13 protein-coding genes are annotated in these 14,984 nt (G+C 69.2%); 2 read left to right on the top strand and 11 right to left on the bottom strand.

Features of this window, described 5'->3' with window-relative positions; all coding sequences use genetic code 11:
- Positions 1-12 precede the first annotated feature (12 nt).
- From log to dapE, 3 genes are read right to left on the bottom strand one after another with little or no spacing between them, the layout of a single operon-like run.
- Positions 13-573: a cytokinin riboside 5'-monophosphate phosphoribohydrolase gene (gene log / locus AC0LPE_RS06525; protein ID WP_016692046.1), complete on the bottom strand. Its 561-nt coding sequence runs from the start codon at positions 571-573 to the stop codon at positions 13-15.
- A complete protein-coding gene (locus tag AC0LPE_RS06520; protein ID WP_490605831.1) occupies positions 567-1,370 on the bottom strand; it encodes an LOG family protein in 804 nt (267 codons plus the stop codon). The genes log and AC0LPE_RS06520 overlap by 7 nt, the downstream gene beginning before the upstream one ends.
- A 10-nt stretch (positions 1,371-1,380) precedes the next feature.
- A complete protein-coding gene (gene dapE, locus AC0LPE_RS06515; RefSeq protein ID WP_301846992.1) occupies positions 1,381-2,457 on the bottom strand; it encodes a succinyl-diaminopimelate desuccinylase in 1,077 nt (358 codons plus the stop codon).
- A 98-nt stretch (positions 2,458-2,555) separates the two neighbouring features.
- Between dapE and dapD the strand changes: the two genes are divergently transcribed.
- Both dapD and AC0LPE_RS06505 read left to right on the top strand, forming a co-directional pair.
- A complete protein-coding gene (gene dapD, locus AC0LPE_RS06510) occupies positions 2,556-3,509 on the top strand; it encodes a 2,3,4,5-tetrahydropyridine-2,6-dicarboxylate N-succinyltransferase (protein WP_016692049.1) in 954 nt (317 codons plus the stop codon).
- 108 nt (positions 3,510-3,617) lie between these two features.
- Positions 3,618-4,955, top strand: a complete 1,338-nt coding sequence (locus tag AC0LPE_RS06505; protein WP_490606315.1) for an amino acid permease — start codon at positions 3,618-3,620, stop codon at positions 4,953-4,955.
- Here AC0LPE_RS06505 and AC0LPE_RS06500 read toward each other — a convergent pair.
- From AC0LPE_RS06500 to AC0LPE_RS06465, 8 genes are all read right to left on the bottom strand, one after another.
- On the bottom strand, positions 4,924-6,540 hold the full coding sequence (locus tag AC0LPE_RS06500; protein WP_490605830.1) for a substrate-binding domain-containing protein: 1,617 nt from the start codon (positions 6,538-6,540) through the stop codon (positions 4,924-4,926). The two genes, AC0LPE_RS06505 and AC0LPE_RS06500, sit on opposite strands and share 32 nt — an antisense overlap.
- A gap of 153 nt (positions 6,541-6,693) precedes the next feature.
- Entirely contained in the window at positions 6,694-7,947 is a 1,254-nt protein-coding gene (locus tag AC0LPE_RS06495) for a PucR family transcriptional regulator (protein WP_016692052.1), read from the bottom strand.
- Positions 7,948-8,118: 171 nt separating this feature from the next.
- On the bottom strand, positions 8,119-9,549 hold the full coding sequence (locus AC0LPE_RS06490; RefSeq protein ID WP_160874843.1) for an acyl-CoA synthetase: 1,431 nt from the start codon (positions 9,547-9,549) through the stop codon (positions 8,119-8,121).
- Between the two features lie 44 nt (positions 9,550-9,593).
- Positions 9,594-10,298 (bottom strand): rhomboid family intramembrane serine protease, encoded by a 705-nt coding sequence (locus AC0LPE_RS06485; RefSeq protein ID WP_088896684.1) that lies wholly within the window; start codon positions 10,296-10,298, stop codon positions 9,594-9,596.
- A gap of 187 nt (positions 10,299-10,485) precedes the next feature.
- A complete protein-coding gene (gene dapC / locus AC0LPE_RS06480; RefSeq protein ID WP_423660307.1) occupies positions 10,486-11,598 on the bottom strand; it encodes a succinyldiaminopimelate transaminase in 1,113 nt (370 codons plus the stop codon).
- Positions 11,599-11,620: 22 nt separating this feature from the next.
- Positions 11,621-11,944 (bottom strand): ferredoxin, encoded by a 324-nt coding sequence (gene fdxA / locus AC0LPE_RS06475; protein ID WP_006550573.1) that lies wholly within the window; start codon positions 11,942-11,944, stop codon positions 11,621-11,623.
- A 154-nt stretch (positions 11,945-12,098) separates the two neighbouring features.
- On the bottom strand, positions 12,099-14,696 hold the full coding sequence (locus tag AC0LPE_RS06470; RefSeq protein ID WP_490605829.1) for a bifunctional FO biosynthesis protein CofGH: 2,598 nt from the start codon (positions 14,694-14,696) through the stop codon (positions 12,099-12,101).
- A 45-nt stretch (positions 14,697-14,741) separates the two neighbouring features.
- Positions 14,742-14,939, bottom strand: coding sequence for an Rv3202a family protein (locus AC0LPE_RS06465; protein ID WP_490605828.1), 198 nt, complete (start codon positions 14,937-14,939; stop codon positions 14,742-14,744).
- Positions 14,940-14,984: the final 45 nt, after the last annotated feature.

Raw genomic sequence — 14,984 nt, 5'->3', positions numbered from 1 at the left:
AAGTGGAACACCTCAGACCGCCGCGTACGGAGCAGCGCAGCGGTCGAGCGCGTCCGCGAGGTCGGTGGTGACCGCGAGACCGTCGAGTGCGCGTTGCGCGACGAAGCCGGTGTCGACCATCGACCCGAGCCAGCCGAGCAGGCCGTCGAAGTGCCCCGTGGGATCGAGCAGGACGACCGGCTTGTCATGCATACCGAGATACCCCGCGGTCCACGTCTCGAACAGTTCCTCGAGGGTTCCGATGCCGCCGGGCAGGGTCAGGAAGGCGTCGGCGCGGTCCTCCATGATGCGTTTGCGCTCGCGCATCGTCTCGGTGACGATCAGCTCGTCGGCGTCGACGTCCGCGACCTCGCGGTGCACGAGCGCCTTCGGGATGACCCCGATCGTGTGCGCACCCGCCGCGCGGGCCGCGTCGGCGACCGCTCCCATCATCGACACGTTGCCGCCACCGGAGACCAGCTGCCAGCCCCGTCGGCCGATCTCGGTGCCGACCGAGGCGGCGAGTTCGAGGAACTTCTGGTCGACAGGTCCCGACGCGCAGTACACACAGACCGACAGAGATTCGGTCACCATCCACTCCCGTTTCCGTACAGTTCGTTCTCGTCCTCGCCGCGATGCGCCTCGAGGATGATGTCCACCGTCTCCTCGATGCTGTCGGTGACGTACAGCAGGTCCAGATCGGCGGGTGAGATCTTGCCGCCGCGGACCAGCGTCTCGCGCAGCCAGCCCACCAGACCGTTCCAGTACTCCGATCCGAACAGCACGATCGGGAACTGCGTGATCTTGCGGGTCTGCACGAGGGTCAGTGCCTCGAACAGCTCGTCGAGCGTCCCGAAACCGCCGGGCAGACACACGAACGCCTGCGAGTACTTCACGAACATCGTCTTGCGCGCGAAGAAGTACCGGAAGTTCAGTCCGAGATCGACCCACTCGTTGAGCCCCTGCTCGAAGGGCAGCTCGATCCCCAGACCGATCGACAGTCCCCCGGCCTCGCTGGCACCGCGGTTGGCCGCCTCCATCGCGCCCGGGCCGCCACCGGTGACGACGGCGTATCCGGCGTGGACGAGTGCGGCGCCGAGCTCACGGCCGATCTCGTACTCCTCGTGACCGGCCGGGGTGCGTGCCGATCCGAAGACGGTGACGGCGCGAGGCACCTCGGCGAGCGCACCGAAGCCTTCGACGAACTCGCTCTGGATCCGCAGCACACGCCACGGATCGGTGTGCACCCAATCGGACGGGCCCCGGCGATCGAGCAGCCGCTGGTCCATCGTCGTCGTCTCGCGGGCGAGAGAGCCGCGCAGCTGCACCGGGCCCTGGTGCACGACCTCGCGACGGGAGCCGCGTTCGGAGGAGGAGTTGTCGCCGGACATGGCGGCCACGTTATCGGGTGAGATAGGAGCGCAGAACGGAGGTCACCTCGGTGATCCGCCCCACTTCGACGTGCTCGTCGCGCTTGTGCGCGAGGTTCGGATCGCCCGGGCCGTAGTTGACGGCCGGAATCCCCAGCGCCGCGAACCGCGAGACGTCGGTCCAGCCGTACTTGGCCCGGAACTTCCCACCCGCGGCCTCGACGAGCGCGGCCGCCGCCGGGTTCGACAGTCCGGGCAGCGCGCCGGGCGACATGTCGGTGAGCTCCATCGAGATCGCGAGACCGTCGAAGACCTCCCGGACGTGCGCGAGTGCGTCGTCGGGGCTGCGATCCGGGGCGAACCGGAAGTTCACGTCGAGCGCGGCCGCGTCGGGCACCACGTTCCCGGCGACACCGCCCTCGATGCGCACGGCCGACAGTCCTTCCCGGTACACACAGCCGTCGATGTCGACCGACCGCGCCTCGTAGCGGGCCAGCCGGTCCAGCACGGGAGCGAGCTTGTGGATCGCGTTGTCGCCGAGCCAGGAGCGCGCCGAGTGCGCCCGCACACCGCCGGTCGTGATCCGCACCCGCAGGGTGCCCTGGCAGCCGGCCTCGATCTCACCCGAGGTGGGTTCGCCGAGGATCGCGACGTCCGCGTCGAGCCAGTCGCGCAGTTCGGTCTCGATCCGTCCGAGCCCGTTGTACGCGGCCGCGATCTCCTCGCAGTCGTACATCACGATCGTCAGGTCGTGCGCGGGATCGGTGACGGTCGCGGCGAGGTGCAGGAAGACGGCGTCGCCGGCCTTCATGTCGGAGGTGCCGCATCCCCACAGCAGGTCGCCGTCGCGCCGCGACGGCACGTTGTCGGCGATCGGGACGGTGTCGAGGTGGCCGGCGAGCATCACACGGCTGCCGAGCCCGCGGTTCGTCCGCGCCAGGACACAGTTGCCGTTGCGCACGATCTCGAAGCCGTCGGTCTGCTCGCGCAGAGCCGTCTCCACGGCGTCTGCGATGAGCGTCTCGTCCTGCGACACGCTCGGGATGTCGACGAGCGCGGCGGTCAGTTCGACGGGGTCGGCGTGCAGGTCCAGCTGCGGTACGGGCATACCTGCACGATACGAAACGCGCCTGTTCCTCAGACCCCGCACACGATTTTCTCAGGGGGGACACAGGCGCAGGACCGCCTCGCGTACGCTTCTCACCCGTGAGTGCACACGGAGCATCAGCAGTAGGCATCGCGAACATCACGGAGGACGGGACCGTCCTCGACACGTGGTACCCGGCACCCGCCCTCGGCGAGCCGAGCGAAACCGGAACGACGCGACTCGAGGGCACGGACATCCCGTCCGATCTCGCCCTGCTCGCCGGTCACGACGAGGCGCGCGAGGTCCAGCAGGTCGTGGTGCGCACCGACATCGCAGACCTGTCGAAGCCCCCCGTCGACACTCACGACGTCTACCTGCGGCTGCACCTGCTGTCGCACCGTCTCGTCCAGCCACACGGACTCAACCTCGACGGCATCTTCGGTCTGCTCGCGAACGTCGTGTGGACCAACTACGGCCCGTGCTCGCTCGAGAATTTCGAGACCGTGCGCTCGCGTCTGCGCATCCGCGGACCGGTGACCGTCTTCGGTGTCGACAAGTTCCCCCGCATGGTCGACTACGTCGTTCCCGCCGGTGTCCGCATCGCCGACGCCGACCGCGTCCGCCTCGGTGCGCACCTCGCGTCCGGCACCACCGTGATGCACGAGGGCTTCGTCAACTTCAACGCCGGCACGCTCGGCAACTCGATGGTCGAGGGCCGCATCTCCGCGGGTGTCGTCGTCGACGACGGTTCCGACGTCGGTGGTGGCGCCTCGATCATGGGCACCCTCTCCGGTGGCGGCAAGGAGGTCATCTCCGTCGGCAAGCGCTGCCTGCTCGGCGCGAACGCGGGCGTGGGCATCTCGCTCGGCGACGACTGCATCGTCGAGGCCGGCCTGTACGTCACCGCCGGCACCAAGGTCACCGGACCGGACGGCACCGTCGTCAAGGCCGCGACGCTCAGCGGCGCCTCCAACCTCCTGCTGCGACGCAACTCGGTGAGCGGTGCGGTCGAGGTCGTGCCGAACAAGGGCAGCGGAGTCGAACTGAACGCGGCTCTGCACGCCAACGACTAGCTCTGCACCCCACGACAGATTCGGAACCGAGAAACTGTGAGTGAAACCCAGCGGCCCGCTTCCGAGGTCGAACATCTCGGGAGCGGCCTGAAGGTCCGCCATCTGACCATGATGGGACTCGGCTCCGCCATCGGCGCGGGCCTGTTCCTCGGTTCCGGAGTGGGTATCGCCGCCGCCGGTCCGGCCATCATCGTGTCGTACCTGCTCGCCGGTGTGATGATCATCTTCGTGATGCGCATGCTCGGCGAGATGGGTGCCGCGCTGCCCGTGAGCGGTTCGTTCTCGCACTACGCGCGCATCGGGATCGGCCGCTGGGCCGGATTCTCGATGGGCTGGCTGTACTGGTTCATGCTGATCATGGTGCTCGGTGTCGAGATCACCGGCGCCTCCGCGATCGTGCAGTCGTGGCTACCGGGCGTACCCCAATGGGTGGTCGCGCTGGTGTTCGTCACCTTCTTCGCGGTCGTCAACCTCGCGCGGGTCGCCAACTTCGGCGAGTTCGAGTTCTGGTTCGCGGCGCTGAAGGTCACGGTCATCCTCGGATTCCTGGTGATCGGCATCCTGCTCGTGTTCGGTCTGCTCCCGGGCACCGAACCCGTCGGCACCACCCACCTGCTCGGGGACGGCGACGGTTTCGCGCCCAACGGCATCGCCGGCATCGCCGCCGGTCTGCTCGCAGTGGCCTTCGCGTTCGGCGGCATCGAGATCGTCACGATCGCCGCAGCCGAATCCAAGGACCCGGAACGGTCCATCGCGACCGCCGTGCGCAGCGTCGTCTGGCGCATCTCGATCTTCTACCTCGGGTCGATCTCGATCATGGTGCTCGTGCTGCCGTGGACCGCGGCGAGCGGCGAGACCTCCCCGTTCGTCTCGGTGCTCGACATCGCCGGCATCCCCTACGTGTCCGGCTTCATGGAACTCGTCGTGGTGATCGCGCTGCTGTCGGCGTTCAACGCCAACGTCTACGGCACCTCCCGCATGGCCTACTCGCTGGCACGCGGCGGCGACGGCCCGGCCTGGCTCAGCAAACTCACCCACCACGGAGTGCCCCGCAACGCGGTGCTCGTCTCGGTGTTCTTCGGTTTCGTCAGCGTGTGGCTCAACTGGCTGCTGCCCGACACCATCCTCGGGATCCTGCTCAACGCGGTCGGATCGGCGCTCATCGCGATCTGGTTGTTCATCGTCGTCTCGCATCTGCGGCTGCGCCGCAAGTTCGAGCGCGAAGGCACCATCCGCCTGCGCATGTGGCTGTTCCCCTATCTCAGCTGGTTCACGCTCTCGATGCTCATCGGCTTCATCGTGCTGATGCTGTCCGACAGCGCGGCCCGGGTCCAGCTCGCGTCGACCTTCGTGCTGTTCCTGATCATCACGGCGCTCGGCTTGCTCTGGCACCGCACCCACGACGACAAGACGGTCAGCCACCCGTCCGATCGGCCAGCGCAGTGAGCACCAGCTCGGTGATGTCGAGCGGATCGCTCGTCCGGTAGCTCACCCCTCCGGTCGCCGCGCCGATCTGCTCGAGGGTTGCGGTGTCCACGTCCTCACCGAGTCCGATCGTCACGATCCGTACCGGCCTGGACGGATCGTTCTCGTTCGAGAGGACCGCGAGCAGTTCGTCCTTCGACATCGCGGAACCGTTGTCGGCGCCGTCGGTCACCACGACGACACTGTTGGCCGCGCGCGGATCGTAGCTGTCCTGCACGTACCGGAAGGCCGCGAGGATCGTGTCGTAGAGCGCGGTGGTCTCGTCGGCCGTACCGGCCATCTGCGCGACGAGCGAGGTGAGCAGGTCGCGTTGGGTACCGTCGTCCACCACCGCATCGAAGCGCCGGATCGGTGCCGCCACGATGTAGTCCCCCGTTGCCTCGGCGCGGTCGTTCGGCAATGTGGCGTAGTCGCTCACTCCCCCACCGAAGAACCACAGGCCCGCTGAGACGTTCCCGGGCAGGACCTCGTTGGCGGCGGTCGCGGCGCGCCGGACCAGTTCGATCCGACTCTCGTCGCCGAGATTACGGTTCATCGACGCGGAGACGTCCACCGCGAACACGGTGCGCACGGGAAGCGCCTGCAACGCCCACACGTTCATCGCCTCCTCGGCGACGGTCTCGTCGTCGAGTTCGAGCACCGGCACCGCTCCCACACCGCGGCCGTCGGGCAGGGGTCGTCCGCCTCCGTCCCGGAAGCCGTGACGGGTCAGCCTGTCGAGTCCTTCGGACGTGTGCAGCGCGTCGGTCAGCGCCGTGGCGGCCGCCGCCGCGGCGTCGTGCCGTTCTCCGCGCGCCGTCACGACCACCGGATAGTCCACGAGCAGCGTCCCGGTGGCGGGTACCTCGATGCCCAGTTCGCGCTTGTGGACGCTGCGATAGGTCTCGACCTGCTGTTCGGTGCTCACCACCGTCCCACCATCGGCGACGGTCTCCTCGAGCAAGGTCGATCCGGTAGGTACCTCCTCGTCGCGAACCCCCTCCCGCTCGGCGAGCGGCGCCATGACGGGACGGACCGTGCCCATCGCGACGGGATCGTCGGCGGCCTCGGCCAGCACGGCGCGGATGGCACCTGCCGCGGGACCGGAGCGCAATGGATTGCCGAAGACGAGACCGGGATCGGACAGGGCCTCCTGCCAGTCGGCCGCCGGTTCGACGGTGCCCGGCGCACCCGCGATCACGAGCGGCGTGGTGGCCAGCGGTGTCGACACCGTGCGCACCGGGCCCGTGGCGGTCTCACCCGCCCACGACGCCCACCATCCGCCCGCCGGGAGCCACAGGTCAGGAACGTCGTCGGTCGCCAGTCGCGCCGACACCTCCCCCGGTTCCTGTTCGACGACCTCGAACTCCGTACATCCGGATACCGAGGTCCCCTCGATCACCGGTGCGAGGTCGGCGGTGACCGCCACGGTGTAGCGCTCGGAGTCGTCGCACCCACTCCGCCGCTCCACGAACAGGAAGGCGACGGATCCGGCCGCGAGGACGAGGATCACGGCGACGACGAACCAGCGCGCCCGACCCCCGCCCGGCCGTGCATCCCCACTCACGCCGCCACGACGGCTCGGCGGATCCGACTCGGACGGTCCGGACTCCCCCGCCATGCGTCGGCCCCCTCGTGCTCACTCCGGGTGACGCCCCTCGGTCGCCCGAGACCGATGATATAGACCGGCACGCCTCGGGAAGCCGAATCCGACGCGATATCAGCCCTGTTCGGAGCTCTCCAGTTCGAGTCGTCGAGCGATCAGCGCCGCCTGCAGCTGGCGCAGTCCGGAGGGCCGGGTGGGGTCGAATCCGGTGAGTTGCGCGACCCGCTTGAGGCGGTAGTCGACAGTGTTCGCGTGGACGTGCAGGGTCTTGGCCGTGAGCTGGCGACTGAGATCGTGGGCGATGTGCGTTTCCAGCGTCTCGACGAGTTCGGGTGATTCCTCGAGCGGATCGAGTACGCGCGCGAGATGGCGGCGTGCCGGTCCGGGCCGGGTCAGCTGGTATTCGAGTGCGAGATCCTGCATGCCGTAGGCCCCGACCGGGCGGCCGAGCCGTCGCACGAGGTCGAGCAGCTCGTGGGCCTGCTTCGCCGCGGTGGGTACCTCCCGGACGGGAGCGTGCACGAGGGCGAGCGTGACGGACACCCCGGCCACGGTCTCGATGCGCTGCCGGAACTCCTCGATCGCCTCCGTCGAGGGTGATTCGGGGAGCAGGACGGTGCCGCCCTCGGGGCCGAGCATCGCGAGATGGCGGCCCTCGCAGATCGCCTCGAGTTCGGTCTCGACCCGGCGCAGCGTGCGCCGCGCGACGACCTCCGGCCGCACGTGCGGATTGCGTTCGTCGGGATGACGGGTGAGCGAGACCGCGAGCACCGTGTAGGTGTCGGCGAGCACCAGCCCGGAACGCTGCGCGACGGCCGCGGCGTCCTGCCCGCTCAGCAGCGCGGTGACCAGTTCCTGCGCGGCGACGTCGCGTTCGCGGCGGATGGCGTCGAGTTCGGCGACGAAACCGGTGGTCGCGGCGACGGTGACCTTCTCGAGCAGGGCCATCCACAGGCGGGACGCGTCGGCGACCGAGGAGACGTCGCCCTCCCGGGCCCGATCGGTGACCAGTTCCCAACCGAGACGGATGCCTTCGTGGTAGATCCGGAGCATGTACTCGAGCCGGAAACCGGCGCGGGCCCACTGGGCGGCGCTGCTGCGCAGGTCGGCGAGCTCCGCGTCGGACGGCAGTTCTCCCGAGTCCAGGAGATGGATCGCGATGCGCAGGCAGCGCACGGTGACCTCGGTGACGTCGCCGCGCAGCGATTCCCCCGGTCGGAGCGAACACGGCGCCACGTTGTCGGCGAAGTGCGCCACGAGTTTGCGAGCCACGGCCGGCAGATCGCGCAGCGGAACGGACGCGGGCTTGCCGTCCACCAGGAAGAGCGGGGCGTTGTCACCGTCCCCCCGACGGTCGTGCCCGGGCAACCGGACCTGATCCGTTACAGACATCCCTCGAACCCCCATCGAAGTGAGTAGATCTACATACGGTGCAGTAGAGAATCCGCCTCGCAGTGTGACACATGCAAGCCCTGTGACCGATTTTCCACGAAGTTCCGGTAACAGGAACTTGACCGCGGGCGCTCCCCACCGACCCCGTCAGCCCAGTTTCTTCTTCTGCACCTTGCCCATCGCATTGCGCGGAAGGTCGCTCACCACACGTACCTCCCGGGGCCGCTTGTGCACGGAGAGCTGTTGCGCGACAAGGTCGATCAGTTCCGACTCGTCGACCTGGGGACCGTCCGCGGCGGGCACCACGAACGCGACGATCCGCTGACCGAGATCGTCGTCGGGCAGGCCCACCACGGCAACCTCCCGCACAGCGGGATGACCGAGCAGAACGGTCTCGATCTCCCCCGCACCGACCCGGAAACCACCGGTCTTGATCAGATCGGTCGACTCGCGACCCACGATGCGGTGGAAGCCACCCTCGTCGACGGCCGCCACGTCGCCGGTGACGAACCATCCGTCCTCGGTCCACGCGGCGGCGGTGGCCTCGGGCCTGTTCAGGTAGCCGTCGAAGAGCATCGGCCCACGTACCTGCAGGACACCGATGCTCTCCCCGTCGTGGGGCACGTCGCGGCCCTGCTCGTCGCGCAGTCGCGTCTCGACTCCGGCGACGGGCGTGCCGACCCAGCCGGGACGGCGCTCGCCGTCGACCCGCGTGCTGAGGGTCAGCATCGTCTCGCTCATGCCGTAGCGCTCGATCGGGACCAGCCCCGTGAGCTCACGCAGCCGTTCGAAGACCGGCACCGGCAGCGGCGCGCTGCCGGAGACGAGCAGTCGTGCACCGCTGAGCGCGCGGGCGGAGTCCTCGTCCTCGACGATGCGTGTCCACACCGTCGGCACCCCGAAGTAGAGCGATCCCTGCGCTTCGGCGTAGGCCTGTGGGGTGGGCTTGCCGGTATGGATCAGCCGGCTGCCGACCCGCAGGGCTCCGACCACACCGAGCACGAGTCCGTGCACGTGGAACAGCGGCAGTCCGTGGACGAGCGTGTCGCGTTCGGTCCAGGCCCACGCCTCGGCGAGGGCGTCGATGCCCGCGGCGATCGCCCGGCGGCTCAGCAGCACACCCTTGGGCAGGCCGGTGGTCCCGGAGGTGTAGAGCACGAACGCGATTCGCGCCGGGTTCGGCTCGGGCAGGTGGTGCCAGTCGCGGGCGTGCAACCGGACCGGCAGGCTCGGCAACTGTGGAACGTCGGGATGCTGCACCTCCGGCGCCGGACCGAGCCAGGCCTGCGCACCCGAGTCCCTCAGGATGTGGGCGAGTTCGGCGGGCCCCGAATCCGGCGGCACCGGCACCACGGTCGTCCCGGCGAGCAGGGCACCGGTCACGGCGACGACGGTGGTCGCGTTCGGGGTGGCGAGCACGGCCACCCGATCGGCGCGGGCCACCCGTGCCGCGACCGCGGTCGCCGCGCCGAGCAGATCGCTGCGGGAGAAGGTGTGGCCGTCGATGCGAACGGCGTCCGGGAGATCGTCGCCGCGCGCGACGGCCAGCGGGTTCAGCGAACGAAGCAGTGCAGACACAGCAGCCACGATTCCATATCGCTGCGGCACTCCCGCAGAGGCGGTCAGGTACGGATGTCGCCGCGTGCCGCGGACACCGATGCCCGCGCGAGGTGCACCGGGGGAAGCACGGTGGCCAGAACCGCGCCCAGCAGCATTCCGATGAGGACGGCCACGCCGTGCGCGTCGCCCGCGATCACGAGGACCACACCGAGCAGGAAGGTCGCCGCGGAGGCGACGAGCAACGGGCGGGTCGCTCCGACGACCGGCCACAGTCCCGCCAGGGTCGCGGCGGACGCGAGGGTCGCGCCGGTCGTTCCCGCGCCGTCGGACGGGAAGACGAAGGTGGTGAACAACCCCCACATCACCTGGCCGATCACGAACAGGCCGAGGGCGCGGTACCACCGCCACACCCGCACGATCGCGACGGCGACCACCGCGAGCAACAGCAGGTTCACGACGGTGAGGAGCACGCCGCCGTCCTCGATCAGACCGGCGGTGAGGACGCGCCACCACTCCCCCGAGTCACGGGTGCGCACCGGCTGCCGCCGGAAGACGTCGAGCAGTCCGGGAAAGACGAGCCGAGCGAGCGAGGCCACGGCGACCACCGACCACAGGATCGTCGCCGCGACCGGCGGGGGCCACCAGAACGATCGCGTCGTCGCGCGGGCGGCACTTCCCGAGTGGGAGCGTGACGCGCTCGCCGCAGCGATCGCCACCACAGCGACATAGAGCACCCACAGCAGCGGATCCTCACCGGACGAACTCACGGGGCCAATCTACCGGCGAGCCGCTCGCCCGGCGGTGCGTCGGCGACGTCCGACACAGGAGAGCTACCGACGGGACGATCGACGGGGAGGTTGTGTGCGCGTTTCTCGGGAATTCCGCACACAACCTCCCCCACGATCCGCATTCACGTGGGGCGGGCGAACTTCGTGCGGAGCCGGAGGCTGCGCTCTATCCGCGCAGTCGCGCAGCGGCGGCGTCGATGGCCTCGTCGGTCGCGGTGAGTGCGATCCGGACGTGCAGGACACCACCGGGACCGTAGAACTCGCCGGGTGCGACGAGGATGCCGCGTTCGGCGAACCAGTCGACGGTCGCGCGGCATTCCTCACCGCGCGTCGCCCACAGGTACAGGCCCGCCTCCGAGTGGTCGACGGTGAAGCCGGCGCCGCGCACGGCCTCGAGGAGCACCTCGCGACGCTTGCGGTACTTCTCGCGCTGGGCGTTCTCGTGCTCGTCGTCGTTCAGTGCCGCGGTCATCGCGGCCTGGATCGGCAGCGGCAGCATCATGCCGGAGTGCTTGCGGACCTCGAGCAGGTCGGCGACGAGGTCGGCGTCGCCGGTGACGAAACCGGCCCGGTAGCTCGCGAGATTCGAGGTCTTCGACAGCGAGTGCACCGCGAGGAGGTTGGTGTGGTCGCCCCCGCACACGCTCGGGTGCAGAATCGACAGGGCCTCACCCTCCCAGGTGAGTCCGAGATAGCACTCGTCGGAGACGACGATCGCGTTGCGGCCGCGCGCCCAGTCGACGACCTTGCGCAGGTGGTCGGGTCCGAGCACCTTGCCGGTGGGGTTCGACGGCGAGTTCACGAAGACCAGCGACGCGACCTCGGGACCGAGGCGGGTCAGCCCGTCGGCGCGGATGATGCGGGCACCGGCGAGCAGGCCACCCACCTCGTAGGTCGGGTACGCCAGTTCGGGGATCACGACGAGATCGTCGGCGCCGAGGCCGAGCAGCGACGGCAGCCAGGCGATCATCTCCTTGGTGCCGATCGCCGGCAGGATCGCCGAGTCGTCGAGACCGGTGATGCCGTAGCGCCGTTCGAGTGCACCCACGGCCGCCCGCCGCAGTTCGGCGGTGCCGTGCGTGATCGGATAACCCGGCTCCTCCGCGACGGAGACGAGCGCCTCCCGGATCACGGGGGCGACCGGGTCGACCGGTGTGCCCACCGACAGGTTGACGATGCCGTCGGGATGCGCCGCTGCCTTCGCCTTCGCGTCGGTCAGGGAATCCCAGGGGAAGTCCGGAAGGCTCTTCGCCACCGAACGGCGGACACGCGTGCTCACGAAAGTTCCACCGGTCCGTTCGTCACTCTTCGCCCATGGGAGGGAGGTTCTTGACGAACGGCGGGTCGTAGTCGACCTTGCCGAGCTTCGCGGCGCCGCCGGGCGAGCCGAGATCGTTGAAGAAGTCGACGTTGGCCTTGACGTACTCGGACCACTCGTCCGGGACGTCGTCCTCGTAGAAGATCGCTTCGACGGGGCACACGGGCTCGCACGCACCGCAGTCGACGCACTCGTCGGGGTGGATGTACAGCATGCGACCGCCCTCGTAGATGCAGTCGACGGGGCACTCCTCGATGCATGCCTTGTCCAACACGTCCACGCACGGTTCCGCAATCGTGTACGTCACTGCTGTTCTCCCTGCCTCTCTGTAAGCCCGCCGACCTGCGCGGTCTCGCCCGAGCGGGCGCCCTCGACGCCCACGGTCCTCCAGTATCCCCCGTCCCCGTGCGACCCTCCGGAGTAAGGGTCCCCTACTTCGGAGTGCCGGCCGCCGCGGCGGGTCAGCCCGAGGTGACCGGGAGCTCGATCGGCGTGTACGCGGTGGTCCGCTGGCGCGCCGGCCGCCCGATGCCCTCGGCGATCGCGACGAGTTCGGCGACGGTCTTCTCCGAGCCGTGCTGCGAGCCCGCCATGCGCGAGATCGTCTCCTCCATGAGCGTGCCGCCGAGGTCGTTGGCGCCGCCCTCGAGCATGGCCTGCGTCCCGGCGACACCCAGCTTCACCCAGCTGGTCTGGATGTTGTCGATCCGGCCGTGCAGCATGACCCGGGCGAGGGCGTGCGCGGCACGGTTGTCGCGCATGGTCGGGCCGGGGCGCGACGCGCCGGCCAGATACAGCGGCGACGACTGGTGCACGAAGGGCAACAGCACGAACTCGGTGAATCCGCCCGTGCGGTCCTGGATCCCGCGGATCACTTCGAGGTGGCCGACCCAGTGGTGCGGCTGGTCGACGTGCCCGTACATCATCGTCGAGCTCGAGCGCAGTCCCACCTCGTGCGCGGTGGTCACGACCTCGATCCACTCGGCGGTCGGGAGCTTGCCCTTGGTGAGCACCCACCGCACCTCGTCGTCGAGGATCTCCGCAGCGGTGCCCGGGATGGTGTCGAGCCCCGCCTCGCGCAGCTCGGTGAGCCAGTCCCGGATGGATGTGCCGCTGCGCGCGACACCGTTGACGATCTCCATCGGCGAGAACGCGTGGACGTGCATCGACGGCACCCGCGCCTTGACGGCGCGGACGAGATCGGCGTAGCCGGTCACCGGCAGTTCCGGATCGATGCCGCCCTGCATGCACACCTCGGTGGCGCCGGCGACGTGCGCCTCCCACGCCCGGTCGGCGACCTCGCTCGCCGAGAGGGTGAACGCGTCGGCGTCGCCCTTGCGCTGCGCGAAGGCGCAGAACCGGCAGCCGGTGTAGCAGATGTTGGTGAAGTTGATGTTCCGGTTGACGACATAGGTGACGTCGTCGCCGACGGTGTCGCGGCGCAACTGGTCGGCGAGCGCCACGAGCGCTTCGAGACCGGCGCCGTCGGCGTTGGCGAGGGCGATGTACTCCGCTTCGGTGCAACCGCCCGGATCCCGTTCCGCGGAGCGCAGCGCCGAGAGCACGTCGCTGTCGAGCCGCACCGGCGCGGAGGCACCCAGTTCGAGCACCTGTTCGCGGACGGTCTCCCAGTCGCCGAAGGCGCTCCCCAGATCGGAGCGGTGCTCGGTGTTGCGTCCGGTCACGTCGATCTCGGAGTTCAGGTCGACCCGGCCCGACGACTCCCAGTCGATGTCGGGCTCCTGCCAGGGCAGTCCGGACGGGATCACCTCGCGTGCGAGGCCCGTGTCCGGATCGGCGAGGGCGTGCACGTGAGCAGTGATGCGCGGATCGATCCACGGCTGCTCGGCGAGCACGTATTTCGGCTGCGCCGCGATCCGTTCGGTGAGCTCGAAGCCGGCCTCGGAGCTCAGGCGCGCCAGGGTGTCGAGGTTCGGCCAGGGTCGTTCGGGATTGACGTGATCGGGCGTCAACGGCGAGACGCCACCCCAGTCGTCGACACCCGCCCCGAGCAGCGCGCGGCACTCGTCGAGCGAGACGAGATTCGGCGGGGCCTGGATGCGCATTCCCGGTCCGAGGACGAGCCGTGCGACGGCGATCGCGGCGAGGAACTCGTCGAGATCGGCGTCGTCGTGCTCGCGCATCGCGGTGTCGTCCTTGGCGCGGAAGTTCTGGACGATCACTTCCTGGATGTGACCGAATGCCTTGTGCGACTTGCGGATCGCGTGGATCGATTCGGCGCGCTCGGTGAAGTCCTCACCGATGCCGACGAGGATGCCGGTGGTGAACGGCACCGCGAGTCGGCCCGCGTCGGTGAGCACCCGCAGCCGCACCGCAGGATCCTTGTCGGGGCTGCCGTAGTGGCACTGCCCCTTCTCGGTGAACAACCGTTCGGAGGTGGTCTCGAGCATCATGCCCATCGACGGGGCGACCGGCTTCAGCCGCGAGATCTCGGCCCAGCTCATCACCCCGGGGTTGAGGTGCGGCAACAGACCGGTCTCCTCGAGGACGCGGATCGCCATCGCGCGCACGTAGTCGAGGGTGGAGTCGTAACCGCGTTCGTCGAGCCACTGCTTCGCTTCGGGCCACCGGTCCTCGGGTCGGTCGCCGAGTGTGAACAGGGCTTCCTTGCACCCCAGTTCGGCTCCCTGACGGGCGATCTCGAGGATCTCGTCGGGTTCGAGATACATGCCGTGACCCTCGGCGCGGAGCTTGCCGGGGACGGTGACGAAGGTGCAGTAGTGGCATCGGTCCCGGCACAGCCGGGTGATGGGGACGAAGACCTTGCGCGAATAGGTGACCGTGCCGGGTCGACCCTCCGCGAGAAGGCCGGCATCGCGCACCCGCGCCGCCGACGCACAGAGATCCTCGAGATCGGCACCCCGGGCCTGCAGCAGGACCGCCACTTCGTCGACGTTCAGTGCGACCCCGTCGCGAGCCCGGCGCAACGCTCGACGCATTCCCGAGGGAGTCGCCGTGGATCGGTGCGCAGCGCCGGGACGCACGGTGGGGGTCGGGAGCATCGCGGACTGCGGGGTGTCGTCTGCGGAATCGGTCATGGGCCCGATCATGCGCCTACGAGCACCCCCATGCCACTTCGGGGTCTATCCGCGCGGGTAGTCGTCGTCCGCCGGGACTTCGCGGGACTGCTCGTAGGTGTCTGCCGGGTCGGCTTCGAGGGGCACGTCCGAAGGCAGGTCGTCGGCAGGATCGTCGTAGACGGGAGTGGCCTGCTCGATCCGGTCGGCCTCGGAATCGTTGTCGGACTGGATCTCGATGTCGAGCGCATTCGACTCCGTCATTGCGATCTCCTCCTCGTAGGGCCCGATCGCGAGGTCGGATCGGGC

This window comes from Rhodococcus sp. S3 (assembly GCF_058211795.1).
The sequence above is the reverse complement of the archived record's forward strand: the minus strand, read 5'-3'. Positions and strand labels throughout refer to the sequence as shown.

Bases quoted from the DNA above. Each gene is read 5' to 3' on its own strand.
- AC0LPE_RS06505 (WP_490606315.1), top strand. From the start codon at position 3,618: ATGATGGGACTCGGCTCCGCCATCGGCGCGGGCCTGTTCCTCGGTTCC.
- AC0LPE_RS06470 (WP_490605829.1), bottom strand. From the start codon at position 14,696: ATGACCGATTCCGCAGACGACACCCCGCAGTCCGCGATGCTCCCGACC.
- dapE (WP_301846992.1), bottom strand. From the start codon at position 2,457: ATGCCCGTACCGCAGCTGGACCTGCACGCCGACCCCGTCGAACTGACC.
- log (WP_016692046.1), bottom strand. From the start codon at position 573: ATGGTGACCGAATCTCTGTCGGTCTGTGTGTACTGCGCGTCGGGACCT.
- AC0LPE_RS06520 (WP_490605831.1), bottom strand. From the start codon at position 1,370: ATGTCCGGCGACAACTCCTCCTCCGAACGCGGCTCCCGTCGCGAGGTC.
- AC0LPE_RS06465 (WP_490605828.1), bottom strand. From the start codon at position 14,939: ATGACGGAGTCGAATGCGCTCGACATCGAGATCCAGTCCGACAACGAT.